The sequence below is a fragment of the Kosakonia sp. S42 genome (assembly GCF_016624785.1).
Lineage (GTDB): Bacteria > Pseudomonadota > Gammaproteobacteria > Enterobacterales > Enterobacteriaceae > Kosakonia > Kosakonia cowanii.
Map to the genome: position 1 here is coordinate 1 of NZ_JACVTW010000031.1, position 24,470 is coordinate 24,470.

The 24,470-nt window shown below is 48.1% G+C and carries 20 protein-coding genes, 12 pseudogenes and 1 other annotated feature; of the genes and pseudogenes, 11 read left to right on the plus strand and 21 right to left on the minus strand.

Annotation, left to right across the window (positions count from 1 at the left end; translation table 11 throughout):
* The 4 genes and pseudogenes from IAE50_RS21620 to IAE50_RS21630 all read right to left on the minus strand — a co-directional run.
* Window positions 1-444, minus strand: a 444-nt coding sequence (locus tag IAE50_RS21620; protein WP_200581253.1) for a transposase, incomplete at its 3' end; no start/stop codon positions are given.
* A 52-nt stretch (window positions 445-496) separates the two neighbouring features.
* On the minus strand, window positions 497-706 hold the full coding sequence (locus IAE50_RS26790; protein ID WP_375287856.1) for an integrase core domain-containing protein: 210 nt from the start codon (window positions 704-706) through the stop codon (window positions 497-499).
* A 210-nt stretch (window positions 707-916) separates the two neighbouring features.
* Entirely contained in the window at window positions 917-1,264 is a 348-nt protein-coding gene (locus IAE50_RS26795; protein ID WP_375287858.1) for an IS3 family transposase, read from the minus strand.
* Between the two features lie 93 nt (window positions 1,265-1,357).
* Window positions 1,358-1,498: pseudogene (locus IAE50_RS21630) on the minus strand (integrase core domain-containing protein); the annotation flags it as partial.
* A gap of 439 nt (window positions 1,499-1,937) precedes the next feature.
* Here IAE50_RS21630 and IAE50_RS21635 point away from each other — a divergent pair.
* Window positions 1,938-2,215, plus strand: a pseudogene (locus tag IAE50_RS21635) (type II toxin-antitoxin system RelE/ParE family toxin).
* Window positions 2,215-2,529 (plus strand): HigA family addiction module antitoxin, encoded by a 315-nt coding sequence (locus tag IAE50_RS21640; RefSeq protein WP_200581254.1) that lies wholly within the window; start codon window positions 2,215-2,217, stop codon window positions 2,527-2,529. Before IAE50_RS21635 ends, IAE50_RS21640 begins: the two are co-directional and overlap by 1 nt.
* A gap of 301 nt (window positions 2,530-2,830) precedes the next feature.
* Here IAE50_RS21640 and IAE50_RS26800 read toward each other — a convergent pair.
* The 4 pseudogenes from IAE50_RS26800 to IAE50_RS21665 form a co-directional block, all read right to left on the minus strand.
* Window positions 2,831-3,186: pseudogene (locus IAE50_RS26800) on the minus strand (Tn3 family transposase); the annotation flags it as partial.
* Window positions 3,187-3,411: 225 nt separating this feature from the next.
* Window positions 3,412-4,345 (minus strand): annotated as a pseudogene (locus IAE50_RS21655) (ISL3 family transposase); the annotation flags it as partial.
* Window positions 4,346-4,387: 42 nt separating this feature from the next.
* A pseudogene (locus IAE50_RS21660) lies at window positions 4,388-5,597 on the minus strand (IS3 family transposase).
* Window positions 5,203-5,319: a sequence feature (AL1L pseudoknot), on the minus strand. It overlaps the preceding pseudogene by 117 nt.
* 52 nt (window positions 5,598-5,649) lie before the next feature.
* Window positions 5,650-5,921, minus strand: a pseudogene (locus IAE50_RS21665) (ISL3 family transposase); the annotation flags it as partial.
* Between the two features lie 122 nt (window positions 5,922-6,043).
* On the opposite strand from IAE50_RS21665, the gene IAE50_RS21670 reads away from it, so the two are divergent.
* Together IAE50_RS21670 and IAE50_RS21675 are read left to right on the plus strand one after the other, a co-directional pair.
* Entirely contained in the window at window positions 6,044-6,343 is a 300-nt protein-coding gene (locus IAE50_RS21670) for a hypothetical protein (protein WP_234467283.1), read from the plus strand.
* A gap of 162 nt (window positions 6,344-6,505) precedes the next feature.
* Window positions 6,506-6,808, plus strand: coding sequence for a hypothetical protein (locus IAE50_RS21675; RefSeq protein WP_200581255.1), 303 nt, complete (start codon window positions 6,506-6,508; stop codon window positions 6,806-6,808).
* Between the two features lie 33 nt (window positions 6,809-6,841).
* On the opposite strand, the gene IAE50_RS21680 is transcribed toward IAE50_RS21675, so the two are convergent.
* Window positions 6,842-7,441 carry a hypothetical protein gene (locus IAE50_RS21680; protein ID WP_200581256.1) on the minus strand — a complete coding sequence of 200 codons (600 nt, stop codon included), beginning with the start codon at window positions 7,439-7,441 and terminating at the stop codon, window positions 6,842-6,844.
* A gap of 689 nt (window positions 7,442-8,130) precedes the next feature.
* Here IAE50_RS21680 and IAE50_RS21685 point away from each other — a divergent pair.
* Window positions 8,131-8,663 (plus strand): annotated as a pseudogene (locus tag IAE50_RS21685) (IS6 family transposase).
* Window positions 8,664-8,715: 52 nt separating this feature from the next.
* Here IAE50_RS21685 and IAE50_RS26150 read toward each other — a convergent pair.
* Window positions 8,716-9,307, minus strand: a pseudogene (locus IAE50_RS26150) (tyrosine-type recombinase/integrase); the annotation flags it as partial.
* Window positions 9,308-9,609: 302 nt separating this feature from the next.
* Here IAE50_RS26150 and IAE50_RS21700 point away from each other — a divergent pair.
* The 3 genes and pseudogenes from IAE50_RS21700 to IAE50_RS21705 all read left to right on the plus strand — a co-directional run bounded on the left by IAE50_RS21700 (window position 9,610) and on the right by IAE50_RS21705 (window position 12,076).
* A pseudogene (locus IAE50_RS21700) lies at window positions 9,610-10,645 on the plus strand (IS630 family transposase).
* A 476-nt stretch (window positions 10,646-11,121) separates the two neighbouring features.
* Window positions 11,122-11,322, plus strand: a pseudogene (locus IAE50_RS26155) (hypothetical protein); the annotation flags it as partial.
* Window positions 11,323-11,479: 157 nt separating this feature from the next.
* The gene (locus tag IAE50_RS21705) at window positions 11,480-12,076 is read left to right on the plus strand and encodes a hypothetical protein (protein WP_200581259.1); all 597 of its coding nucleotides are present in this window, start codon (window positions 11,480-11,482) and stop codon (window positions 12,074-12,076) included.
* A gap of 364 nt (window positions 12,077-12,440) precedes the next feature.
* Here IAE50_RS21705 and IAE50_RS26525 read toward each other — a convergent pair whose 3' ends face one another.
* The 5 genes from IAE50_RS26525 to IAE50_RS21725 all read right to left on the minus strand — a co-directional run bounded on the left by IAE50_RS26525 (window position 12,441) and on the right by IAE50_RS21725 (window position 15,973).
* Entirely contained in the window at window positions 12,441-12,569 is a 129-nt protein-coding gene (locus tag IAE50_RS26525) for a hypothetical protein (RefSeq protein ID WP_255563716.1), read from the minus strand.
* 157 nt (window positions 12,570-12,726) lie between these two features.
* On the minus strand, window positions 12,727-12,864 hold the full coding sequence (locus tag IAE50_RS21710) for a hypothetical protein (protein WP_200581260.1): 138 nt from the start codon (window positions 12,862-12,864) through the stop codon (window positions 12,727-12,729).
* 804 nt (window positions 12,865-13,668) lie between these two features.
* Window positions 13,669-14,088: a ProQ/FINO family protein gene (locus tag IAE50_RS21715; RefSeq protein WP_200581261.1), complete on the minus strand. Its 420-nt coding sequence runs from the start codon at window positions 14,086-14,088 to the stop codon at window positions 13,669-13,671.
* Between the two features lie 296 nt (window positions 14,089-14,384).
* A protein-coding gene (locus IAE50_RS21720; protein ID WP_200581262.1) for an IS3 family transposase occupies window positions 14,385-15,532 on the minus strand; the annotation gives its coding sequence in 2 pieces (ribosomal slippage) (window positions 14,385-15,295 and window positions 15,295-15,532; 1,149 coding nt in all).
* A gap of 60 nt (window positions 15,533-15,592) precedes the next feature.
* Window positions 15,593-15,973 (minus strand): hypothetical protein, encoded by a 381-nt coding sequence (locus IAE50_RS21725; RefSeq protein WP_200581263.1) that lies wholly within the window; start codon window positions 15,971-15,973, stop codon window positions 15,593-15,595.
* Window positions 15,974-16,547: 574 nt separating this feature from the next.
* On the opposite strand from IAE50_RS21725, the gene IAE50_RS26160 reads away from it, so the two are divergent.
* Entirely contained in the window at window positions 16,548-16,673 is a 126-nt protein-coding gene (locus IAE50_RS26160) for a hypothetical protein (protein ID WP_309228103.1), read from the plus strand.
* Window positions 16,674-17,240: 567 nt separating this feature from the next.
* On the opposite strand, the gene yjbE is transcribed toward IAE50_RS26160, so the two are convergent.
* Entirely contained in the window at window positions 17,241-17,486 is a 246-nt protein-coding gene (yjbE, locus tag IAE50_RS21730; RefSeq protein ID WP_200581264.1) for an exopolysaccharide production protein YjbE, read from the minus strand.
* Between the two features lie 275 nt (window positions 17,487-17,761).
* Between yjbE and IAE50_RS21735 the strand changes: the two genes are divergently transcribed.
* Entirely contained in the window at window positions 17,762-18,265 is a 504-nt protein-coding gene (locus IAE50_RS21735) for a LuxR C-terminal-related transcriptional regulator (protein ID WP_200581265.1), read from the plus strand.
* A 739-nt stretch (window positions 18,266-19,004) separates the two neighbouring features.
* On the opposite strand, the gene IAE50_RS21740 is transcribed toward IAE50_RS21735, so the two are convergent.
* From IAE50_RS21740 to IAE50_RS21755, 5 genes and pseudogenes are all read right to left on the minus strand, one after another.
* Window positions 19,005-19,813 (minus strand): IS5 family transposase gene (locus IAE50_RS21740; RefSeq protein WP_200581280.1). Its coding sequence is split into 2 segments (ribosomal slippage): window positions 19,005-19,460 and window positions 19,463-19,813, totalling 807 coding nucleotides; the frame shifts between segments, so codons are not numbered across the junction.
* 582 nt (window positions 19,814-20,395) lie between these two features.
* A complete protein-coding gene (locus IAE50_RS26530; protein ID WP_255563717.1) occupies window positions 20,396-20,566 on the minus strand; it encodes a beta-propeller fold lactonase family protein in 171 nt (56 codons plus the stop codon).
* A gap of 19 nt (window positions 20,567-20,585) precedes the next feature.
* Window positions 20,586-20,708, minus strand: coding sequence for a beta-propeller fold lactonase family protein (locus IAE50_RS26535; RefSeq protein ID WP_255563718.1), 123 nt, complete (start codon window positions 20,706-20,708; stop codon window positions 20,586-20,588).
* Window positions 20,709-21,047: 339 nt separating this feature from the next.
* A pseudogene (locus IAE50_RS21750) lies at window positions 21,048-22,484 on the minus strand (IS3 family transposase).
* 380 nt (window positions 22,485-22,864) lie between these two features.
* Window positions 22,865-23,638, minus strand: a pseudogene (locus tag IAE50_RS21755) (transposase); the annotation flags it as partial.
* Window positions 23,639-23,898: 260 nt separating this feature from the next.
* On the opposite strand from IAE50_RS21755, the gene IAE50_RS21760 reads away from it, so the two are divergent.
* Complete coding sequence (locus IAE50_RS21760) at window positions 23,899-24,453, plus strand: hypothetical protein (RefSeq protein WP_200581266.1); 555 nt, start codon at window positions 23,899-23,901, stop codon at window positions 24,451-24,453.
* Window positions 24,454-24,470: the final 17 nt, after the last annotated feature.

Below are 24,470 nucleotides of genomic sequence, written 5' to 3' on the forward strand. Positions count from 1 at the left end.
ATATTCAGCGAGCAGAGAACGGCGCTGGTTGGCCAGCGCCGTTCTCTGCTCAACCATCAATTGACGTGTGTTTCGAAGCGCCCTGATATCCTGTTGTTCCGTGGTTTTAACCGAAACAAAATGAATACCGGGGCGGAGTGCGGTTTCACAAATTGCCAGCGTATCGTTGGCACCGTTCTTCTGGCTGCGGACAAAGGCTTTCACATGTTGTGCAGGAATTAGCCTCACGGAATATCCCATCGCACTGAACGTTCTTCCCCAGAAATGAGAGGTTGAACAAGCCTCCATGGCGAGAAGTGTTCCGGGTTCAAATTGTCGAACGGTATCCTGCAATCTGGAACGCGAGATTTTTTTATTCCATGCGACGGAGCCATCATCCATCCAGACGCAGACCTGAAAAACAGATTTGGCAATATCGATACCAACAACTCTGATCGTGTTCATGTGATGTTACTCCCGGATTAATGCAGTCAGTAAAAGTATGGCACTGACTACCTCAGTAAGGGGCGTCCATAACATCATTGCTGGTCCGTCGCCGCAGATATTCACGCGGCGAGCGGTATCCCGGCGCACTGTGCGGATGCCATTCGTTGTAATGTCCGAAGGCCTTCGCAAGGTTCTTTACCGCTTCGGCATGATACTGATGTAGTCGCGCTTCATCGTTTTCACGAAGCTCTCTGCCATCCCGTTGCTTTCCGGGCTGCATACTGCCGTGTTTCCCGGCTCAGGTCCTGCCATCCGGGCGAACTGGCGTGCCGGTAGCACGAACCGTTATCTGTCAGCCACTCCCGTAAGGTTACTGCCGAAGCGACGCTCCACTGCTCCCGGCATGACGTCCTGTACCGTTTCACTGTCGAACTCACCGTGCTGGCAGCCCGGCGGAGGGCTTCGCGATCACAACAGTTTAGTGCGAACGTTACCCGCAGTTTTTCGCCATTATCACAGCGGAACCCGAAGCCGTCAGAGCACCACCGCTGGTTACTTTCCCGACGGACACTTTCCCTGTATGCGCCCGTTTCGAGGGCGGTATTGCCGGTTTACGCCCAGGCAGCAGCGCATTCTGACGCGTGATGCGGTATACGCGTTTGGCATTGATCACCGCCATATCGTCAGTTTCTGATTGTCTGCGCAGCAGTGCCCACACCCGACGATAGTCATACGTTGGCAGATCGCCGATAACGGTATAGATACGGTCCAGCGCTTCAGTATTATCAGTCTTGCGCCTGCGTCGACGATCCTGCCAGTCCTTCGACCGACGGGCCATGGCATGCAGTTGTGCACGTGACACCCGGAGGCAACGACTGACAAGGCTTATTCGTCTGATCTTGGCCCGCCATCTCCGGACAGCTTTTGTATCTTAAGTTAACGATGCCCGCTGCCGCCGGTATTCCCTCGGGGAGTGATATCCCAGTGCGCTGTGCGGGTGGTTTTCATTGTAATGCGTGAACGCTGCTGCAAGGTTTCGCAGTGCTGTTCTCACATCCGGTTTTGGCATGAAGAGGTTCCGTGGTCATTTCTGCAATAACACTCGCTAAGGAAAAATGAAGTTCTCTGGATTGAGGCGTTTAGTGCGAACTGGCCGGTATCGTTCAAGGGGGCGGTCAATTTCGTTCCACAGGTAATCTCCGGTGAGCGATATATGACCCTACGGTAGTGGCGCCACGCTGGACAACAGCTCTTCCGGTAAGGGTAGTGACCGGGTAGCTGCGATAACTGCCAACTTTTCTCCTTCAACCTTCACGCACAAACGTTCGTTTGTGCAATGTCGTCATGCTTTTATAAAAAAAATCAATGCGTTACAAACTGCAGAAAACTATTGCCCAACTTCATCAAATGGCAACAGGTAAACGCAATTGAACTTGTTGACGTGACATTAGCATTGCATGTCATGTAACATTGCAATATGATATTACACACTATGTAACACGGATCACACGATGATTAAATCATTCAGGCATAAAGGGCTGAAGCAACTTTTTGAAAAAGGTATTACTTCAGGTGTTCCGGCGCAGGATGCCGGGAGGATTAACGACCGTTAACAAGCTATTGATGCGGCAAATGAAATCGGCGAGTTAACCGCTAAATCTATAAACTTCATCCTTTGAAAGGAGATCGCGAAGGTTACTGGTCTATTACTGTCAGGGCTAACCGGCGCAATACTTTTCAGTTCATTAACGGGGATGCTTACATTTTGAATTATGAGGATTATCACTAATGAGACAGTTTAAAATTTTCCATCCTGGAGAGATTATTGCCAGAGATTTAGAGGACATGGGTGTCAGTGGTCGTCGTTTTGCACTCAATATTGGAGTAACGCCCGCTACGGTATCGCGTTTTCTTGCCGGTAAAACAGCGTTAACTCCACCACTGGCAATACGTATTGCGGCAGCGCTGGGAAGTACTCCTGAGTCCTGGCTGCGTCTACAGAGCGCTTATGACCTGCGTCAGCTGGAAAATAAAATCGACACGTCTGGCATTGTTTTATACGGCGAACAGACCAAAATGTCTCAGATTACCTCGAAGCATTAAGCAAATGTGGATAGATTGGCGGGTAGCCTCCTGTTTTGTCGGCAGTTATCGCGGCTACCCGGTCACTACCCTCGGTATGATGATTCCCTGACTGCGAACGTAATCAACAGCCCGGCTGAGATAGACGGGGTTCGAGGTCCACTGATGTAAAAAACCACGCCAAGCGGTGTCAGAAATCGATTTTGATACGACCTGGCCTCAAAATGACAAAAAGACGATATTTGGAACCGCTTTTTTTGGCCCCAATATGCGGTCTCATAAGTTACGATATTTCATACTTTTAACTCCCCTCAAACCACTAGACCGTATTCCACAAGACTATTGCATTCACAACAAGGTTGAGACCAGATGCCCTGTAAGCCATAGCCTCGGCCGCCCTGTTACAGAATTCGCCAAGTTGGTGAAGAAAAATGGTGCGTGCAAGCGCATGACGGCTTTCGCCTTTGTTGAGGATGGCATGCGATCTGCGATGTAAGCGGGTATCAAGCAGCTAGTCACAGATAAAAATAGAGCGTTCAATGCATCCCATTTCGCGCAGGGCCTGGTTGAGCCGGTTTTGTCTGGGGGAGGCCGCCAGCTTTTGAGTATCACTGATGGTGTCACCAGACCTGCTCCGATCGAAGCCTTAAGCCGCAGTACTTCATCCCGGTGTTGTTCTATGAGGGGCAGTTTGGATATAGGAGTTCTACGCCGCAACCGCCGAAATTTCCGGCATAACCGATCTTCTGTCGAATCAGGGCGTGTTAGTAGTGTTATGGTAAATCCAGTCAGAAGTGGGCGTTTTTTATCCGCTTCGCTTGTTCTTGACCCTTCTGTCGGCTGAGGATAATGCCTGATTTAACTGTATATATGGGTCTTCCCCGATCATGGTGGGAGACTTACTCAGAACGCAATGTTCAGCTTTCCATAGTGGAACATGACGCCCAGCTTAAAGCGTTCCCTGTTCCTGTATCCCCTCGCTTTTATCCTCAGCAACCTGATTTTGCTGTTCAGGGCTTCCGCATTACCGTTTGAGACCCGGTACCTCATCGCGTTCAGTATGCCGTACAGTCTTTTGCGGATGGTTTTTGCCACGTTTCTCATCACGGCAACATCGCAGTTTCTGCCAGCGCTATCCAGCGCAGCCAGTCTGCACGACGTTCATCATTCGAGGGGCGATTCCAGATATCTCTCGCCAGCTCTTTCAGCGTCCAGCACTGGCTGGTCTGCTCATCTGTTCACGCAGCCATGTCAGCTTTTCATGGCGTGATTCTGTCATCCATTTTTCGCCGTACTGCCACAGGAGGCGGGTGCCTTTGGCCTGGCGACGACTGTCAGCAGGAATCCGTGGATGTTCATTCTGCCGGGTTTTATCCACCACTTCGGCCAGCTGTTTCGCTACATGGAAGCGGTCAAAAGTAATTTTACTCACCGCATCAGGCAGATGGATGCGGGCCGCCCTGATATAACCGACATTCATATTCACAGAGAACGTTTTCACCGAGTCCAGTTGCCGATCTGTCAGCATGCGCAGGTAACCCGCCAGACTTTCTGTCCCACGATCATCGGTTAACGCCAGCGCCTGACCTTCACGAGCTGAGATAACCGTGATGTAACGATTCCCCTTTTTGAAGGCGACCTCGTCCACGTTCATATGCCGGGCAGCTAAAGGCTTTTTTATCCGGGGAAGTCCTCTTTTAACGGCCCGCATCATGATGCCGTCAACCGCATTCCAGCTGAGACGGAGCTGTTTTCTGACTGCATCAACCGTGCTGATTTTCAGCCATGAAAGAACGAAGGATTCGAACAGCAAAGTGTATCGGCTGCCCGGCCCCGCCTGAACCGCTCCGGTTTTCCTGGAGAGTATTTGCCTGAGTGATCAGGCTGCCTCATCCCGCTCATTCAGTGAAGCGTAATACGCTTTTTCTGCCTCTACTGGCGGGATATATCCGGTTCGTCCCATCAGCCGGTGATTGTTGTACCAGTCCACCCATTTCAGCGTGGCCAGCTCCACATCCTGTCGTGTTTTCCAGCTTTGTCGGTGGATAACCTCCGCTTTGTACAGCCCGTTGATACTTTCTGCCATCGCATTGTCATACGAATCGCCCGTGCTGCCTATTGAGGCCAATAATGCAGCGTCATTTAACCGCTGTGTGTATGCCAGTGACACATACTGCGAACCTTTATCGCTGTGATGGATGGTGCCGCTCGGGCGTCTGGCCCACAGCGCCTGCTCCAGCGCATCCAGCACGAACGATGTTTCCATCGTGGATGAGACACGCCAGCCCACGATGACACCGGCGAACACATCAATGATGAAAGCCACATAGGCAAACCCCTGCCAGGTGTTGACGTAAGTAAAATCAGCCACCCAAAGGAGATCGGGCCGTTCAGCCACGAACAGACGGTTCACCCGATCCTGCGGTGTCCCAGTTTTACGGCTGCGGGTGGTTCTGACATTTTTTCCGCGTGTCACCCCACGTATCTGCAGGGCTTTCATGAGGCGCTCAATGGTACACCGGGCAACACTGGCTCCTCACGTTTTAGCTGCCGCCAGACCTTGCGCACACCGTAAACGCTGTAGTTTTCTTCGTATACCCGCTGTATCACAGGTATCAGTGCGGCATCGTGTTTATACCGGCAGCTTCGCCGTTCCGGATACTTCCGATGCTGGTGATGCCAGTAGTATGTTGACGGGGCAATATCCAGCTCGCGACAGACTGGCCCGACCCCGTGTTCGCCGCTGAGTGTTTCCAGAAGCGGCATTATTTTTTCCAGTGGCGGTCGAGCTCCGCCTGGGCAAAATACGCTGACGCCTGACGCAGAATATCATTGCTGCGGTGCAGTTCCCGGACTTCCCGCTCCAGTTCTTTCAGACGCAGGCGTTCTCTGGTAGTCAGCGCATTCGGCTCACCATCAGCGGGCTCCTGCTGACGTATCCAGATACGCAATGTCTCGGGGGTACAGCCGATCTTAGGGGCAATGGAGCAGATAGCGGCCCATTGTGAGTTGTACGTGTCCTGGTTTTCCAGAACCATGCGAACAGCACGTTGGCGAACTTCAGGGGGAAATCGGTTATGTTTTGTCATCCTTGTTACCTCTCTCAAAGAGTGTAGTTTCCGGGATTACCGGGGCGGTTCACGCCCACGACACAGGCAGGGTCGACAACCATGCTCAGAACACATCACGCGGGGCACATCTGCTTCAACCAGCGTAGTGAACTGGCAGGTGTCGAGGTGCCGGTGATCGTGCACAGTGCAGGCTTTTGCACAGGCCGGACAGGTTAACTGAGCGTTTGCCGCGATACCGACAGTAACGGTAACGGCCCCTTCATTTTCATAGAGGGAAATCGAATTAACCTGCCACGGACTGGAGAGGTTGAGGATGTGGGCATAGAGGGACTTTTCGTCCATGGCGATAACCTTAGGTAAAAAAAATACCGTTATCATGCCCCTGGCCACCACAACAGGGTAAGACCCATATATATACAGCTTCTTGTGGCGTTATTATTTCTAAAGTCAAAGAGGAAAGTGTTATGAGCAAAGATTTAAACAGCGGTACTCTTGGTGGATTTGGTCACATGGGACCAAATGACCCCTACAATGATGGGCATAGTGGATCTGGTAGTTTTAGTGGTGGTAACGGGGGGCATGAAAGTGGTGGTAGTGTATCTTCTACAGCATCGTTTTGTCTCATTACTGGGCGAAACCTAATCACTGTTCCTGGTTCGAAAGATATTACTTCAGAAGACCTTTCAGCGGTTCGTAATAACATTATTCGTCATGAAGGTGCTCGTAATAGCATGTACCTAGATACGGCGAACAATGTGACGTAGGTATTGGTCGCAGCTCCCAAATGCGCAGGCAGGCTATAATCTGGGCTTTACTAAATCACGCCATCTTCCACGTGGTCATGGAGACTCAGAAGATGTAGAAGTAAGCGCGAGTCATGGTGATATTGATAATGCGTTTAACGCAACCAAAGAGAAAAAAATTCCTTGGCTCATCTCTCCGATCAGGCGATGGTTGCAGACAGCATGAATCAGCTGAAGAAGGATCGTGCCACTTTGCGCAATATGTATAAAGACTTCGACAACTTCCTGCAGCCAGCTAAAACTGCACTGCATGATATGTTGTATAATTTGGGCGAAGGGAAATTATATTCCGAATTCCCTAATTTTAATGCGGCGGTAAATCGTAAGGATTGGGCTGAAGCAGCGACTGAAAGCCATCGTACTGGTATCGGTGATTCCCGTAACAAGGACACACACAATCAGTTTATCGCTGCTGGTCATAAATAAAGTAAAGCCGCATTGCGAGGCTTTTTTTATGTTTTATGACTGGATTTTAGTGACTTTCCATGGTGTTGTAGCTTTTGAGTCAATTTTCCAGAGACGGGCGACAGCCATCGTTCCTCCGGTTGCATAGCCAGCCAGCATCACGAAATCTGTTTCCTTACCGGATGAATTTTTGAATGCCCAGGCATCTTCGATCACATACCCTTCACCCGCTGTATGTGACACAAAACGGTCATCTTCCGGTTTTAAGTCCGGTATCGCTTGTAGCATCGTTTTATTATCAGAGGAGGGGCTGAGATCTGCTGTCGCCGGGAAATGTTTCACTACCGCATCGAGCGTAATAGCCGACTTGGCTTTTTGAGTATATCCGTTCTGAATAGCCCAGGAATGCATGAGGCATTTGCTGAACTCCACGTGCGCCTGCTGGAAATCAGGATCGGACAGGTCAGGCAGTTCCTTAATTTTTGCACCTGCCTGGTGCAGGGGGATAAAGTCACTACATGAGGAGACATTAGCTTCCGTGCCGTCAGCAAACACAATATGCAGGGCTGAATTGTTAATGACCAGTTCTTGTGCGGCGAGTGTGCTAGCTGAAAATAAGCAACATGACAGGATGATTGAGTTGAGTAGTTTCATGATTTTACCGGATTGAATATGGGTAGGCAGCAATCTACAAGGATCTTCTTGAGATCCTTTAACTATCGTCGTAATCTCCTAAGTCGTAAACAAAAAACCACCGCTACTAACGGTGGTTCGTTTGCCGGAATTGAGAGCTACCAACTCTTTCTTCCGATGGTAACTGGCTTCAGCAGAGCGCAGATACCAAATACTGTCCTTCCAGTGTAGCCGCAGTCAGGCCGTCACTTCAAGAACTCTGTAGCCCCGCCTACAAACTCGCTCTGTTAATCCTGTTACCAGTGGCTGCTGCCAGTGGCGCTTTTGCGTGTCCTTCCGGATTGGACTCAAGTGAATAGTTACCGGACAGTGTGCAGCGGTCGGACTGAACGGGGGGCGTGCATACAGTCCATCCTGGGGCGAACTGTCTACCCGGAGCCGAGTGTCAGGCGTGGAATGAGAAACCGCGGCCATAACGGCACTGTTGCAAATAGTCGAGGGTGATAAACTTATCGCCTCCATTTGCTGACGGAGTAGCACATGAACCCATTCAAAGGCCGGCATTTTCAGAGAGACATCATCCTGTGGGCGGTTCGCTGGTATTGCAAATACGGCATAGCTACCGTGAGCTGCAGGAGATGCTGGCTGTGCGTGATGTGAATGTCGATAACTCCACGATTTACCGATGGGTTCAGCGTTATGCGCCTGAAATGGAGAAGCGACTACGCTGGTACTGGCGTAACCCTTCCGATCTTTGCCTGTGGCACATTGACGAAACGTATGTAAAGGTCAATGACCGCTGGGCTTATCTTTACCGGGCAGTCGACAGCAGGGGGCGCACTGTCGATTTTATCTTTCACCACGGCGTAACAGCAAAGCCGCCTACCGGTTCTTGGGTAAAATCCTCAACAATGTGAAGAGGTGGCAGATCCCGCGATTCATCAATACGGATAAAGCGCCCACCTATGGGCGTGCGCTTGCGTTGCTCAAACGCGAAGGTCGATGCCCGCCTGATGTTGAACACCGTCAGATTAAGTACCGGAATAACGTCCTTGAATGCGACCATGGCAAGCTGAAAAGGATAATCGGTGCCACGCTGAGATTTAAATCAATGAAGACGGCTTACGCCACAATTAAAGGTATTGAGGTGATGCGAGCACTACGCAAAGGCCAGGCGTCAGCATTTTATTATGGCGCTCCTCTGGGCGAGATGCGTCTGGTGAGCAGAGTCTTTGACATGTAGAGCATTTTAATCAGACAAAAAGTTACCTCATCGCGAACTTTGCAACAGTGCCTTTTTTCGGCGTAGCTAAGGCGCTGGCAAGATCGGGAGCGGGGTTGTAGTCGGCTCTACCTGTGTCAATTGCATAGCGGAACACTTCGCCACAGCGCTGGCGGACCTTGCGCATTTTCTCCAGCGCTCCGCGTTTCTCCATTTTACGCAGGGCTTCCAACAACTCCATTGGTTTGATTTCAGCAATAGGGCGCTTGCCGATGTAGGGAAAGTTATCTTTTTCAAAGGTGTCGATGATTTCATCGCGTTAGCGCAGTGACCAGCGATCGGCTTTCGTCTGATGCAAACGGCCTCGAAAGTGTTTTTCAAACTCATTTGCTGGGCCACTTCTCTTCTTTCTTTACTTCGCCCGGATCGCCTCCAGCAGCGGGAATTTTTCTGGCTTCGCTGCGTTTTTCGCGCGTGTCGGCCAGTGAAACACTGGGGTAGACGCCAATAGACAGCATCTTTTCTTTACCAGCAAATCGGTACTTCATTTGGCAGTATTTAGAGCCATTAGCGTTAATCAGCAGATACATACCACCGCCATCAGCCAGCTTATAAAGCTTTTCTTTTGGCTTCGCGATTTTCACTTTAACATCCGTTAGTGCCATGACATCCTCCGGCTTTTGATGAATCCATCCTCCCGTGGGGATTTCCGCTAGTAACTAGCCTGATATCCCCATCGCACCCCTTGTATAACAAAGATGTTGTTAAAACCCATTGTTATATATCACATTTTTCCCATTGTGGGGGTGCCGATATTTTAAGGGGAAATTACACTCCCGAATGCACCCTCAAAAACAACTTGATGCAGGTTGAAGTCGGTTGACCTCAGAATACAAGGAATGCCTGATATATAAGAAATTATACCCGTGCTCATTGAAGACGCTTGATTTTTTAGCAACAGGAGATCATGCTTTTCACCATGAAAATTTTCATCACTGACCAACAAAAAGCTGAACTTGAGCGCCTTCATGATTCCAGTCGTGACGGGTGAGTCAGGGATCGTATTAAAGCCATTCTTCTGGCTTCCTAAGGCTGGCGTTCAGCCATGATTGCTCAGGCTTCGCGCCTGCATCAGACAACCGTTGACCACCATATCAGTGAATTTCTGAACAAAAGGAAGCTGAAACCCGAAAATGGCGGCCCGGACAGCAAACTCAATGCGGAACAAACGGCCTTTTTAATCAACAAGTTATCTGATAACTTATTTCACCATACCCGCGATGTTATTACGTTTGTCGCCCGGACATGGAACATCGTTTTCAGCGTGCCGGGAATGAACAAATGGCTGCACCGTCACGGCTTCACCTACAAAAAACCGTCAGGTATTCCTCATAAATTCAGTGAAGAGCAACAAAAACAATTCATTGAATATTATGAAGAACTGAAAGTAGCTGCGGGTGATGAACCGGTTCTTTTTATTGATGCTGTCCCTCCGACTCAGGCCACTAAAATCAGTTATGGCTGGATACGCAAAGGCCAGAGAAAAGCGGTAAAAACAACAGGCAGCCGCACACGGTTGAATATCATGGGGGCGCTGAATCTGAAAGCGCCGGCGTCTCCGCTAATCTGCGAATATAAAACGATTAATGAATATAACGTATCGTTTTTTCAATGAGATACGGAAGGTTTATCCTGATTATAACCAGAAAATCCATGTCATTCTGGATGAAGAAGGTTACCACCGTTCGCAGTTAGTGAAAAACTGGGCAGAAGTGGTAAATATCAGGCTGCATTACCTTCCGCCTTACAGTCCGAATCTAAATCCGATAGAGCGAATGTGGAAGTTAATGAACGAACATGCGCGAAATAATCGCTACTTCAGCAGTACGCGGGAGTTCAGGGAAGCAATATCTGATTTTTTTAACCAGACGCTGTCGGATATAGCGGGCTCTCTGTCATCCAGAATTGACGATCACTTTCAGGTACTCAAACCCGCATCTTGAGGTTTATTGGGTATAGAAGGGGTTTTGTTGAGGTCGGGAGAGTTCAGAAGAGGCAAACTGGCGGAAGGATACAGCAGCATCAGGCTGGCAAAACGGGGCTCTGTCATCCCATCAGACAACTCCCAGGAGACTCCGGAGGCCTCAAGGCGTTTAAGCATTTTCTGGATAGCGTCGGTACTGATATCAGCACACTGACTTCTCGACGGAAGGGTAGCCCGACGTCAAAACGCAGCCTTAAAATTTCACGGATTTTACGCATTGCGATTTTCCTGTTTGGCATATCCCTCTCCTCAGAATGAAAGGGAAAGATATAGCAGCAAAAATCAATGCGTTAAGAATGATTCCGGTCGGGTGAACACCAATTCTGGCAAAATGAACAGTGATTCTGGTCATGGTGCAAAATCGTGGTATTTTCCGCCGGAATACGCGTTCTCGTTAGGCCAGAGTATGCAAGTGGTTTATCAGCCGATCGATAGTGGGCGAACAACGTAGAGAGTCTAAGGCAGGCGCTTTACGACACGATAAACCGCAATCATCGGTGCCGCTTGATGTGGCAGTTGTTGATAAATGCTCATCATTTTATGAAAACGGGCGGTCCATTTCCGGGAGGTAAACATGGTTTGGCGAAAGTGTTGCGGTTATTCAGCCTGATGATTAGTTTTAAGACCAGCCACTAATTCAAGGTGGGTTGAAATATCTGAAGATTCAGGGGGACCAGTCTATGATCAATTGCAACCACTCAAGTGCCATACTGAAACCATTTTTCCATAAACAAAATTTTATAAATCTTTTTATCCTTCTATTGCCAAACGAATTTGCAGCGTGGATAGTAGTATGGTTCATGTTTTCATGACAAGTTCAGGTTCTTTTGATAAATCAATGGAGTCACTGAAAATGAGTAAATCAATTCTTCTTCCGGCCACCGCTGACAGCAACACCAATGAGGTAGCCTTTGTCAAAACGTTACCGGGTCAGGAAGATACAGCGCTAGCCGAGCTAATTAAACAACATATCGAAGCAGAAAATGCGGTGAACCAGCCCCAGTCAAATGCGGCATTAAGAAGCTGGTATCGTTCTGGGCCTGGTCCACATCCAACCCAGGGAGGAGTATGGGTAATTAATTCTGTTCTGACACCTCTGGGTAGTACCCCATCAGGAATTATTGATTATATCAAATATAATTATGATCGGAGCGGATTTGGTGGCTGGACCAGCAAAATTAGCGTTGCGTTGGTTATCCGTGATCCTTATGGAACTCAACTAGCAACAACTGACATTACTGCATCAGGCAGCAATACAATTAATGTTTCTGGAGAAAATTATCCTGCAAATTGTCAATTGATCCTAGCGATGAAAGTAGGGGAGTTTACAGAGAGAATTTTTAAACCACCTTATATTGATAATTATGATTGCATTGTTTATTATGCTTAGATTAAATTGTAATCGGTCGCATTGTGTGACCGGTTATCAATGATAATGTGTTATTGTTTCATAGCGATCAGTGAAACCACTGTACAAGCAGGTAGTTCTGACAGTTACTATGGTGGTACCGGACAGAGTCGTCGTGGAAACTGCTGGGATACTTATCCTAATATACTTTCAAAAACCGGGTCGGACTGACTCGTAGCTAGGCTACCGATATCTGGTGGTAAATCATGTAAAAAAATAGCCAATCTTCTGAAAACGTGATCCTAGGTGTCGATATACACCTTGATATTCATGTCAGTGCTGTTATCAGTCAGTTGCCGGGTTTTTCCCGACGCAGATTTATCTCGCCTGTCCGTCCGGATTTGCGTTAGCGGCTGATCAGACGCCGATACTGGCGGGGAGGGACTTCCATTGACTGTGCAGCTTCTGCTGCTGTGACGTCACCAGACAGATACATCTCCATCAGATCGGCCCGCAGCTGTTTCTGCAGGGTCATCACTTTTTTCCTGAGTCATTTTCTTCTTTTAGCGTTGTGTCCGCTGAAGCAGGCAGAGGAATGGCATCGATGTTTAAGGTCTGAGACAAAGCCTCCCACTGGATCTGTTGCCATCAGCGCTTCGAGCGAACGCTGCGGGGCCAGCCGGCGCGGTCTTTTACTGCGTGAATGTTTGCCTACCGCTTACTGCTCGTCCTATTTTCTCGCGCCAGCCGTATACGGCACCGAAGCGCTTGTTGTTGATGATCTTGCTCTGATCCACACCGGTCAGCTTGTTAAAAACCTGATAGCTCATCTCCCGGTGAGCATAACGGAAACAGATCCTGTCGTCAGAGTATTTAAATACAGTGACTTTTTCACCGGAGATACGGATGTTCGCATCAAAGGGTTCAATGAGATAGGTGATTTTACCGTACTGAAAAGTCAGCGTTTTTATAACTTACTCTGATCCTGCAGGTAAAAATATCGCCCAATGCGTCTGGAAACAGGCCGGACGGACGATGCAGATACTTCAGATACTTAGGTGATCGCGCAAAGTGGTAGTTAAAGTCATCGATAAAATCTGTAACCCAGCGGTTTGCCTGACTTATGGCGCTGATATCAAACAGGAAAACTATGGAGAGGATGCGGATTTCATTTCGACAGAAGGGTGACGGGACTGAGGCGGAATTGCTGGATAATTATTGTTGCTTCGGACAATAAACTGATAATGTGTGAAGAGCCGCTGCTTTCGCAAAAAAATGCAATCGGGACACCGGGTCTTTGTCAGCCAACGGCAGCTTATCCAGAGCAGCGCGAAATGGATTGAAAATATCCACGATGAAACACCACATTGGGTATCACATCTGACCATTGCGAAAACTAGCGTCCATAAAAAAAGCCCGCCCTGTGGGCGGAAAAAGGCATTGGCTTAAGGTGGAACTTTTTTCTGTTATCGGGATATGGTGACGAGTGCCTCCCGGTGAGTCGGATGTAAGCTGAAACTTTAGCCCGCGCTTAGTTGTGGCAATATGATTACGAAATTACAGCTTTTACGCCCCGTCACTCAAAGGAATCCATTACACATATTCACTATATCCCGGAATGCCGTGGCCGGTAGTCAGGTGCTGGTCTGCTCCCGCCTGCGCGCTCCGTCAGCTATTTTTTTCCTGATAATCGGTATCTGCCGGGCAGCGAATTCCGCTTCGCTGGAGGTGACGGTTCCGGCGGGCTGTCCATCCAGCCCGGACCGTGTTGTACCTTCTGTGAGTTGTTCCTGATAAGCGAGCCGGGATGTGACAAAATTAAATACCTTTGAAACATCGGTAAAATTAATCTCTGCTTCCGGATGCTCGGCAAGCCAGACACGAATGTCCTTAATAATGCCCCTTTTTACCGGACGAAAATGATATGACCTCCACTCCGGCCAGAGGTCAGGCCAGATGGTGCAGATGCGGGTAAGCCGACTGTGCAGGGATTTTTTTCGGGAAGCCTGAGGGATGTCAGGGGAGTGGAGGGAAAAGCTATCGCTGTCAGTCATTGTATGTCCGCAACTGTGATTACTGGAATGAATTGATTCTCTCACGGCGCAGGCTGAACCACAAAGCGAATATGATAACGAAGAGAGTACAGAAATGCTGCCATTGAGTGTTTTAGAATGGAAGCCCACTATTTAGCAAGCCTATTCTTCTGCCACATTCGCTGCCGGAGTTCTCTGAGCTGGGACGGATGACTTTCCCCTTATTGTGATCATCTGACGCTCAATGTGCTGCACAACCCTCATCGGCAGCAGAAGAGGGCAAACCGGATATGGCTGTGTGAATCGCCACGGATAACCTAGACACTTCTGAGCCGTTGATAATATAGGTTTTCATATTCAGCCGGTGGCATCTGCTCGCTCGGACCATGCCGACGCTTACTGTTATAAAACATTTCGATATAATCAAAAATATCGCTTCTGGCTTCGTCTCTCGTTCCGTAGATCCTTTTCTTAATCCGTTCACGTTTCAGTAGCTGGAAAAAGCTTTCCGCAACCGCGTTGTCGTGGCAGTTACCGCGACGACTCATGCTGCCTTCCAGACCGTGTGATTTCAGGAACGACTGCCACTCATGGCTCGTGTACTGACTGCCCTGGTCCGAATGAATCAGCACCTGTTTTTGGGGATTACGCCTCCACACCGCCATCAGTAATGCGTTCAGGACAATCTCTTTTGTCATGCGGGGTTGCATTGACCAGCCGATAACTTTTCGGGAGAACAGGTCAACCACCACGGCCGGATACAGCCAGCCTTCGTGGGTTCGGATGCAGGTTATGTCCGTCACCCAACGCTCATCCGGTGAGTCCGGATTGAACTGCCGCTGGAGCCTGTCGGGTGTCACGATGCTGGCTTCGCCTGTACGTGCCCGTGGGCTACGGTACCCAACCTGAGCCTGTATTCCGGCACGCTTCATCAGCCGCCAGACCCGGTTCACTCCGCACTGCTGTCCGGTATCACGCAGATCGAGACAGATCTTGCGATAACTATAGACGCAGCCAGACTCAGGCCAGAACTGTTTGATCTGCCTGGTCAGCATCTGGTCTGTCTGGTGACGCTGTGAATGTGGCTGCTGAAGCCAGAAATAAAATCCACCCGGATGGACATCCAGAACCCGACAGAGCAAACGAACAGGCCAGCAACGGCTGTTGTCGCGGATAAAGGCGTACCTCAGCCGGACAGCTTTGCGAAGTACGCCGCGGCTTTTTTTAATATGTCCCGTTCGTCCGTAACCCGCTTCAGCTCTTTCTGAAGACGGCGGATCCCGGCCTGAGCATCTGACTGTTCATTATGAGTGGAAGAATCCGGACCGTACTTCTTTATCCAGGCGTAAAGACTGTGAGTGGTGATATCGAGACGTGTTGCAACACTGGAAACAGAATGACCACGATCAACAACCTGTTTGACAGCTTCAATTTTAAACTCTTCAGGATAACGCTTACCGCTCATGGGCACCTCTCTTTAAGTCATCTTATATGACTCTGAGGTGTCTGTTAAACCCGTGGCGATTCAGTGGGCTGTTGTCACGCAGCCGATCTTTCCCTTTGTCTTTGTAGGGCGTAAGTCCTCAATATTCTGTTCGTGTTCGCTGGAGTAGTAGTGCAGGTGCTGGTATGGCGGTTTCACCGCTCCGGTTGTCCTGCAATGTGAGTAGCCTGACGGTTGCCTGCGATTCTGGTGCTCAACGGTCAGCATTTTACGCAGGCGCCGAGTGATGACGCTTCTGACCATCCTGCCCTCATCCTTCTGCCAGCCGCGGATGTTAAACTGGTCCGTACGTTCACAAATGTCCACGGCCGGCGATTCATGCTGACGATATTCTTCTACATGGCTTATGCCGGTCATTTGTTCATTCTTGGGTACAATCTGGTGCCATTGCTGTGAGAGCATCCGTGCTTCTGCCTTCTGGAACGTTACGTCGTAATACCTTTAGGAAGTGATGTCTGGTGACTGTGTACAAAATAACGTATGAGCACAGTATTAACAGAGAAACCCGGATCGAAGTAAGCGTCGTACCACCACAACATCTTGGATAAAGGGGCTGAAACGCTAACTTAAATGCACATATTATCAAACAGTCGGACATCTCTCGTGGAATCCGATACTCAGATCTGGCACGCAACGAGCCCCCGCCGCGTTTACTCCAATGATTTCAAATTCAGACTGGTTGAGCTGGCCACCAGCCGGATGTCAGTGTCGCCGATATTGCCCGTACGCACGGGGTCAACGAAATGCTATATTCAAATGGGTCCGCCTCTGGCAGAAAGAGGAGCGCGTATACTGCCGATTCCTGGTCCTCATTCCACCGGCCCGGCACTGCCAGTTTAGATCGTGCCCGACTATATCGGGCACGCACGTTAAGGGAACGACGACAACCTGATCAGCCACACCTCGCCGCAGTAGCCCACGCTGGACAATCCTGACCCGGAGACGTTGCTCCGTATTATCCGGGAACTTGTCGCACATGATCACGCTTCTTGCCGGCAGCTGTATCTGGATCGTCGCCGGCATTACCGGCTTGAGTAAAGGGTTTAACGTGCTGACCGAGCTGGTGCAGAACACCCTGAAAGGAGGCAGGATATCAGGATAAGCGCGGACGGAAGCGAGGGGATGAGCAACGCCCACATTATGCTGCTCGTATTCTAAGATCGCGGGTTCTCCGCGATGGCTATGAAATAATTGGCTTACGTGCCGATACGGATCGATATCGATCATGTTTACCGGCATGCGTCAGAGGATTTGCTGATAAAGAGCGCGTTCGCCGATCCCTTCACCCGAAAGCCTGCTCGGAATATCGCGTGTCATGGTTCCCAGATGACGATGGGCGCGTTTGTAGCCTCCAGCGGCCTGTTTTTTCGACCGGTTGCGGCCCTTGACAGGGTTCCAACTGCTTATGTTGTCGGTTCACGGCGATCGCGTTGCCAACATTGTCCTGACCGATCCTTAACCGGATGACGAAGTTCGCGCCGTCCGAAAGCGGGAAAGAGCTTTGATGAAGGTCACGCCCACGGATGGGCTCGTGATGGCCTTAACGACAGACCGGGCGTGGCCTGGATGATGTCCTGAACCAGCGCAGCACAACCCCCGCCATAAGCGCAGGCCAGAAATGAGAGGCCTGCGAACGGCGTAATAATAAAGGGAAATAATTAGGCTAACATTAACGCTTGTCGAAAGGCACTGTGGCTGTGGTTGTGTTATTATTGCCTTCGTCACCACCACTTATTGTTAATAGTAACAAGCCAGTTACGGCTGTTACGATGGCAACTCCTGCTAATTCTGAGTTTCCTAATGCATAATCAGATGCATCGCTTCCTGCTGCGCCTCCCTCCTGCACTTGTTCTGCATAAGAATTGCCATAACTGATGGCAAGTATAATAAAAAATACACATTTTAAACATGCCATTTTTATGCTCTCGTATCTGAAAGGACAAATGACATTTTAAATAAAATTATAATAAATAGAGATAAAATTAAGAAATTCCTCTGCTATATATAAAAAATTAAGAAATACCTCTTCCATTTTTTTTGGAAAAATAATTATGAATGTGTTGAAAATAAGAAAATCCTCAGTTAACAGATTTTGGTATATATGATAAATAATGATTGAGGATTAAAATTCTTAAAGTTTTTTCATGTGCCACTTTAGCACAGATGCATTAGTTCTTGGGAGATACTGGTATGAAAATTAAAATAAACATTTTGCTCAGCAAAATTTGTTGTTCATACACAAAAAGCGGTATGATTAGTTTGGTTGAAAGAATCGGAAATGACAATGCCATAAAAATAGAAGTTGATTTCAAAGCACCATTTGAAACAAAACGGTCCATATTAGTTATAACAAAAGGTCATTTTGTTCCTTTCACTTTGGTAGATACACCATTCATTGTTATATCTGATAAGGTTTCTGTTGATGTTTTATTGGATATATTAATCAACCTTGCTGGTGGAAAATTAAGTGAATACATTAGAATAATTAGACTTGGACGCAGAGAAGGCTCCATCGTGAAAGAGATGATTTTTGAGAGGACTGATTCTGAAATTTCATCTTTATTAAAAATTAATAAAAAAACGATATCTTCATATAAAGATAATATAAAGAAAAAAATATCGGCATACTCTAGAATTGATGTTTTCTACGCTTTCAATGTTTTTTTCACGGAAGAAAATTTATGCAAAGCGTAAATAAAAATCGCCTCAATATATGCAACTATAAGAAAGATGTTTTTATGCAAAAGTAATCTAAGAAATATGTAAACCTTTGCACAATATAATCTAACAGTATTTATTATCAATCTACTGGTAATATTACCATGCATCTTTTTTAAACATTAAATAGTTCAATGGTAGTTGGTATTTTAATCAAAAAATATGTTAGCGCAATAATTTCGAGCCTAAAAAAGGTGTAGGCGAAATTTATCAAAAAACGATATACTACTATATATTTGTTGATTTTTTTTTGAAAAAAATCGCTAAAACAGTATTTGAATATTTCGAAAGTTAGCGTTTTTTTTTGCGTGATTGGCCTAATTCACGTGAGCGAATCAAGAAAAAATGTTTACAAAATGCAAATAGGATTACAAGCAAAAGAAACAATATCGAAGCTGAATCAATGATAATCATTTTAGTGAACTCATTGTGGGGTTTATTTATTTAACTATTAAATATCTGAATCAGTCAATAACTATTTATAAATTAGGATTAGCCCTATTAATCTTCAACAGCTTCGGAAAGTGTTATGTTGATAATGTTTATAAAAATTATTCATAAAAGATAAAAAATATTTTCTATTCTAAAGCATCGTCAATTAACAGAGTCTAAAGCCCAATAATATGAAAGCGTAACTAAATATGTTTTCCGAAAACTATCACGTGTTCTACCAAGATCCTTTTCAAACGTACTAAGATTACGATAAACTAAGAGCCTATCCCATTAGGACTTTATTCCAGACGATGAGACCACAGGCAAAATGCAACATGGCCTCGTAATTTTCGGTCTTCTTTTCCCATCGGATCAGGACCCGGCGAAAGCGATTCATCCAGCTATGTGTTCTTTCGACAACCCAGCGATGGGCTTTCAAGTCCGTTTTTTTACTGGCATCAGACTCTTCTTTGCGGGACTGGATATGCGGCTCGTAGCGGCGGCTCTGTAGATATGCTTTCAGCCAGCCTGCATCGTAGTGACCTTTGTCCAGGCAGAGTCTGAGTTTTTGTCCCGGACGCCCCGTCTGAAGGGCATCGGGCGTATCTGCAACCCGTTTGATGTCGTGCGTGTTCGCTGCTGCGACGACCAGCGACAGAGGAAGTCCGTTGGCATCTGTCATCAGACTGCGCTTTACACCTTGTTTCCCTCTGTCCGTGGGATTACGGCCTGTTTTTTTGTTCCTGACAGCGGTGATTTGGTCATACAGCCGTCCACTAACAACCATGACCAGTCAATGCCGTCCAGATGTTCACAGGCAAGCAAACCGTTCTGCCAGAAGCGCTCAAAGACACCTGCGTCACGCCATTCCTGGAAGCGCCGGTGCGCAGAACCCGATGAACATATCCCCGTGGCGTTCAGGGCGTTCCACTGGCAACCGGTCCTGAGAACAAAGAATATGGCATCCATGGCAGCGCGGTTATCAACGCGTTTACGGTGAGTACCGAGCGGATGATTGGTTTTGTGCTCAGGGATAAGTGGTGCCATTTTTTCCCAGATCTCATCGCTTATCCGCCATTTTCTGCCAGTCATATTTTTGCCTTCAGAAATTACCATTTACGACACTCTGACAATCCCTTCTGGGATAGGTTCTTAGACACCAGAGAATATCGAAGGTGAAGGCGAGCGATAAAATCTAGAGATGAGAGCGCTTTGGTAACAAGCACCCAAGGTGCTTAACTCACGTTATTTACTTTAAAGCTGATGATGTTGTCACTACGCTGATTCATAACGTAAATCATGCTGCCATTAAACGAGAATGTCAGCGTTATGAGTGAGTCACCCCACGCCCACACATCATCTGTGTGTCAGTGTACCGTCGGCATTGACCTGAAAATGCGCGATGCTGTCATGCAGGAGATTAATCATGTATAATTTTCCCCGGCTATCCATAAACCCGGTTGCAAATTGATGCATTTATAACTGGCAGGCAGCGTTGAGAACGTGGCCTTTTCCTGCAAGACACCGATATATGGATTAATGGGGTAGTGCGTGAGGGTGGAGGCTCTTCGTTGACTAACTAAAAACAAAATGGCGTGGACATGCATCTTCAAAAGAGGCATTTGTTCATACAGGTTTAGCAGGCGTCGGCGTATCTTCCTAATTCAGATGGTACTACTGGCAAATGCAACCCAGCCCTAGATCCGCCGAGTAAACAGATTTACCATCTGGATCGCTTGCAACCGTATGTGCATGAGGACCATTGTGATCGCTAATGGCAAACTGTCTTCTACCGTCGCCGCAGGCTTGCTTGCTCCGGCTAGTCCACAGCCTGATGATGGTCAATGGCTTTACTTAGTTTGCCCTATGGAGTAATCCCTAACACAGAAATGCTGCCGCTGACATAATTGGCGATCATCAGGTAATACTGATTGAGTGTTAGAGACAGGTAAACCGGCCCATTACCTTGTATGTCGACTTGATTCAATGGAGCGCCGTTAGTACCGATCTGATAAGTAGTAACGGTCCCACTGGCAACGTGGAGTGTTTACCATCGGATGAAGCCACCATCTGAGCTTGATCGGTAATTGGCTCACCAGCTTTTTTCCGGACGGTTAACCCTGCACATTGATGGTGAATCGATATACACCTTCGCCATTAGGATTATAAGTTCCTGCATAAGCATAAGATGCCTGACTATGGGCGACACAAAAGTTGTGACGCTTGCAACGGCAATTGCCGCCAGAATTAATTTATTCATGATTTTTTCTTACCATTCAGTGCAATTAATCAAAAGGGTGTGCGGAAGATTTACTGGACTGATCGATTAGATTAGCCCCGGTTTTTGCCGGTATGTTTCAGGGCTCACTGCGCTCAGCGACAGCTCGATCCGACGACTATTATACCAGCGTATGTAGCCATCAATCTGCTTCATAAAGTCATCAAGCGTTACGCCTGACCAGTTGCTGCCATATACATCTTGTTTTCAGCTGCCCGAAGGACCCTTCACATGCCGCATATCTGGCGAGCACCCTTTGCGCGACATTGAACGTGTGAGCCCCGAGGATGATATTCTCTGTAACCACTCTGGATATCGGTCATGCCCGCCACGATCGCTGTGTATGATCGGGTGTTCGTTGGGTTGTAGCGCCTCGACCGCACTTTCCAGCATACGGTTGGCAAGCATCGCAATCGCGTCAGACCGGATGACTACCGACCAGCCACACCTTGCTGTCAAAGCAGTCCACCACTGGTGACAGCCACACTTTATCTGCTGGCAACTGGAACTCCGTGAGATCCGTCAACCACTTCTGATTGGACAGTACAGCATTAAAATCCCTCACAAGAAGATTATCAGGGGCCGGGCCGATTTCTCCGCAGTACGAGCTGTAGGGCGTGCTGTGCTTACAACAAATGTTTCTTCTGACATCAGCCCGCGCACGACCTTTTCAGAGAGTCGGACGCCTTCATGACAGAGCATTGCGTGCAGGCGGCGGTAGCCGTAACACTGGTAGTTGGCGTGGAAGAGCTCTGCCAGAGGAACACGAACAAAAGCGTGCTTGCCACCGGTCTGCAGCGCGGCGATAGAAATAGTTGCTGCGGGCGGGCCCCGGGGTGCTCAACAGCACCAGCAGCGGATATGTTTCTCTCAGGGCATCAGCGACCTTTGTTTTTTCCCTGTTGTCAGGGGACCTGCGCTGATGCCCTGATCTCTTTTTATAATTTCATCCGCTTTCTTCAGGATATCATGCTCCATCTGTAACCGCTGGATTTCCTGCCTGAGCTTGTCCCGCTCATTGCGCAGCTGTCGATATCTTCTGTTTCGGATGCTGTTTTGCGTTTGCGCATTGAACGATAGGTCCCGCCACCAACAAGTTCATCCTTCCACTTATACAATAGTTGACGGCTGGCATCCACATGCTGAGCGATTTCCCGGGCGTACAGCCCGCCTGGCTTTACGCTAACCTCTGATGTAAAGGGCGCTCAGGATTGGAGGTGCCGGTCATGATACGACGCTTACCCGGCAGAAGTTCATCCAGCCAACAGTTGAGTATCGCGGTGCAGGGGGGAGCCCAGCTCACGGCACGTGATGGCCAGGCAGCGCCCATGTGTGAAAAATGATCAACAGCAGCTGTTTTACGCGGTGGAGTAGCGTGGTTTCCGCTTAACACTTTTACAGTGCCGTCATCCGCTTCCATGCTTCAATCCAGCGTCGGAGATGGCGTTCTGTGGGATAACCCAGCTCACGAACACCAGCTACGATTTTTTTGCCGTATTTAAAGTACTACTCGATTGCACGAAGGCGGTCCGCTTCGGAATACATAATTTGAGAGCCCAGGAAAGCGTCCGCACTCCCATTGACGCTGATATGGCTTTCCGTGTCAAACCAAAATAGCTGGTTTGGCCGTTTATTTACAAATTAAATTCCACTGAGAGTGGCGTAGCAGTAAATCCGACGGTGGACACGCTGATATTCGCGGGTTGAATACCGTATACAGAAGTCCGTCTATGAGTCTGCCACTTTCTACGTTGCGAATCAGCATTGCTCTGCTGTCGCTAAGCGTCAACGTGGGTTCTTCCTGTACCGGGCTACACCGCCTTCAGAAAATCAATAACTGCCGTTATTTCATAAAGTTATTTCTATTATACCGGTTTCCGACATTGTGATTGTGGTGTAACAGACATGGTTATCCGACCTGTATCCCAGATAAAATTCGGCAGCTCGCGCACGACAGCGACAATTGTTATATTGACATGCTCTCCCCTGGCCTGAAGTTTGCGGTATCTTCTGCAAAGCCTTATTTGTGCATCCCATGCCCTGTCAATAATGGGTTTGGGTAAGTTTTCCTGCCGCTTCTGTATTGCAGGACTGATACGGGCCGGATGCCGGTAACTCCAGGCAGCTTCGACCAGCAGTTTTCTGGCAAAGCTGTTACCTGTTTTAGTTATGCTGCACTGATGTCTGCTTCCTCCGGATGAATATTCCGAAGGGGTGATACCAGACCATGACATCAGTTGACGTGGATGTTCGAAACGAGCCAGATCACCCAGCTCAGAAACTAACTCAACTCCCGTAATGAACTGGACACCCAGTGCTTCAATGACCAGGTAAAGCCGACATTCGATAACCGCTTTCCGCAGCATAGCTTCCAGTCGCCGCATTGCGCAAACTGATCTTCTATCGTACGTCTGTGCTCGTCGAAAGCTAATTGTCACCACACACTCGAAAGAATATTTACTCAGCCGGCGGCGATGCACGGGTCCCCAGTCTGCCTGTCCGATATAATGGATCCCATGGACCAGAAGAAACGACTTCAGTCGTTGTCGTGCATGCCGTAAACTATCGCGGGCAGATGCCCACGCCCGGGCTAAACCCCGAAATGCCTCATCTTCAACGCCGGGAACGTAGGCAGCAGAATTCATAACGCTCGAAACGCGCCCGGCTCCGCCGTAGTGTTGGGTGATTAACATTGTGGAGTGGAATGTTATTGAGCACACCTCAGATAGCCTGACGCTGAGTATGACTCTGGCAGAACCGTGTCCGTGGAAAGGGCATGTAATACAGCGGATTGCGCTGCAGATGCGCCTGGAAATCCATAGTGATGCAGATACGTTTCCGGCTTATGCCGGGTGGCATCCTTGGTTTTTGAAACATCTGCATTACGATGATGACCAGAGTGAACTGGACGTTTAGTTCATGGCGGACTGACAAGAATGAACTTTCCACCGGTGAGCGGATAACTCCACAACCAAGTCCTTGGGATGATTGCTTTGGTTTTACCCAAGGGGTGAACACCAAACCGGTTTGGTTCGGCCAGCTCACGGTGGATATGACTTTCGCTGCACATAGTCTGGTTATCTTAATAAGCAATCTGATACGATTTTTGTCAACCCCCTCACTCAGGTACCTAATGATATTAATCGAACACCATAGTTTGTTAGGCAGAAATAACCACTTATTATTTAATTTGAATGAAAGTTTACCAAATACATTAATTAATGGATTGTCTAGCCTGGAGACAAATTATGTCAAAATTAGATTGATTACACTTGATCAGTCATATCATGGTATTATCAATGACTTAAAATATGAAAATGAGCCTTGTACCATTCGCTCTGAAAATCTTACGCTTTTAGCTGCTTCGCGCTTTGCTGGCACGGCCCAGATATGTGCTTTCAGATTGGATGACTCTACCCTAAAATCCTGTTCCCCGCAGGTTCGCTGCAGCTGATTGCATCGTACCTTTGA

Coding starts and splice junctions, on each gene's coding strand:
- IAE50_RS21715 (WP_200581261.1), bottom strand. CDS start 14,088: ATGACTGACAGCGATAGCTTTTCCCTCCACTCCCCTGACATCCCTCAG.
- IAE50_RS26795 (WP_375287858.1), bottom strand. CDS start 1,264: ATGGCCCGTCGGTCGAAGGACTGGCAGGATCGTCGACGCAGGCGCAAG.
- IAE50_RS26525 (WP_255563716.1), bottom strand. CDS start 12,569: ATGACCCTGCAGAAACAGCTGCGGGCCGATCTGATGGAGATGTATCTG.
- IAE50_RS26160 (WP_309228103.1), top strand. CDS start 16,548: ATGATCACGCTTCTTGCCGGCAGCTGTATCTGGATCGTCGCCGGCATT.
- IAE50_RS21640 (WP_200581254.1), top strand. CDS start 2,215: ATGAGACAGTTTAAAATTTTCCATCCTGGAGAGATTATTGCCAGAGAT.
- IAE50_RS21725 (WP_200581263.1), bottom strand. CDS start 15,973: ATGCTCTCACAGCAATGGCACCAGATTGTACCCAAGAATGAACAAATG.
- IAE50_RS26790 (WP_375287856.1), bottom strand. CDS start 706: ATGCAGCCCGGAAAGCAACGGGATGGCAGAGAGCTTCGTGAAAACGAT.
- IAE50_RS21710 (WP_200581260.1), bottom strand. CDS start 12,864: ATGAGCTATCAGGTTTTTAACAAGCTGACCGGTGTGGATCAGAGCAAG.
- IAE50_RS21705 (WP_200581259.1), top strand. CDS start 11,480: ATGGTTCATGTTTTCATGACAAGTTCAGGTTCTTTTGATAAATCAATG.
- yjbE (WP_200581264.1), bottom strand. CDS start 17,486: ATGGCATGTTTAAAATGTGTATTTTTTATTATACTTGCCATCAGTTAT.
- IAE50_RS21670 (WP_234467283.1), top strand. CDS start 6,044: ATGAGCAAAGATTTAAACAGCGGTACTCTTGGTGGATTTGGTCACATG.
- IAE50_RS21735 (WP_200581265.1), top strand. CDS start 17,762: ATGAAAATTAAAATAAACATTTTGCTCAGCAAAATTTGTTGTTCATAC.
- IAE50_RS21680 (WP_200581256.1), bottom strand. CDS start 7,441: ATGAAACTACTCAACTCAATCATCCTGTCATGTTGCTTATTTTCAGCT.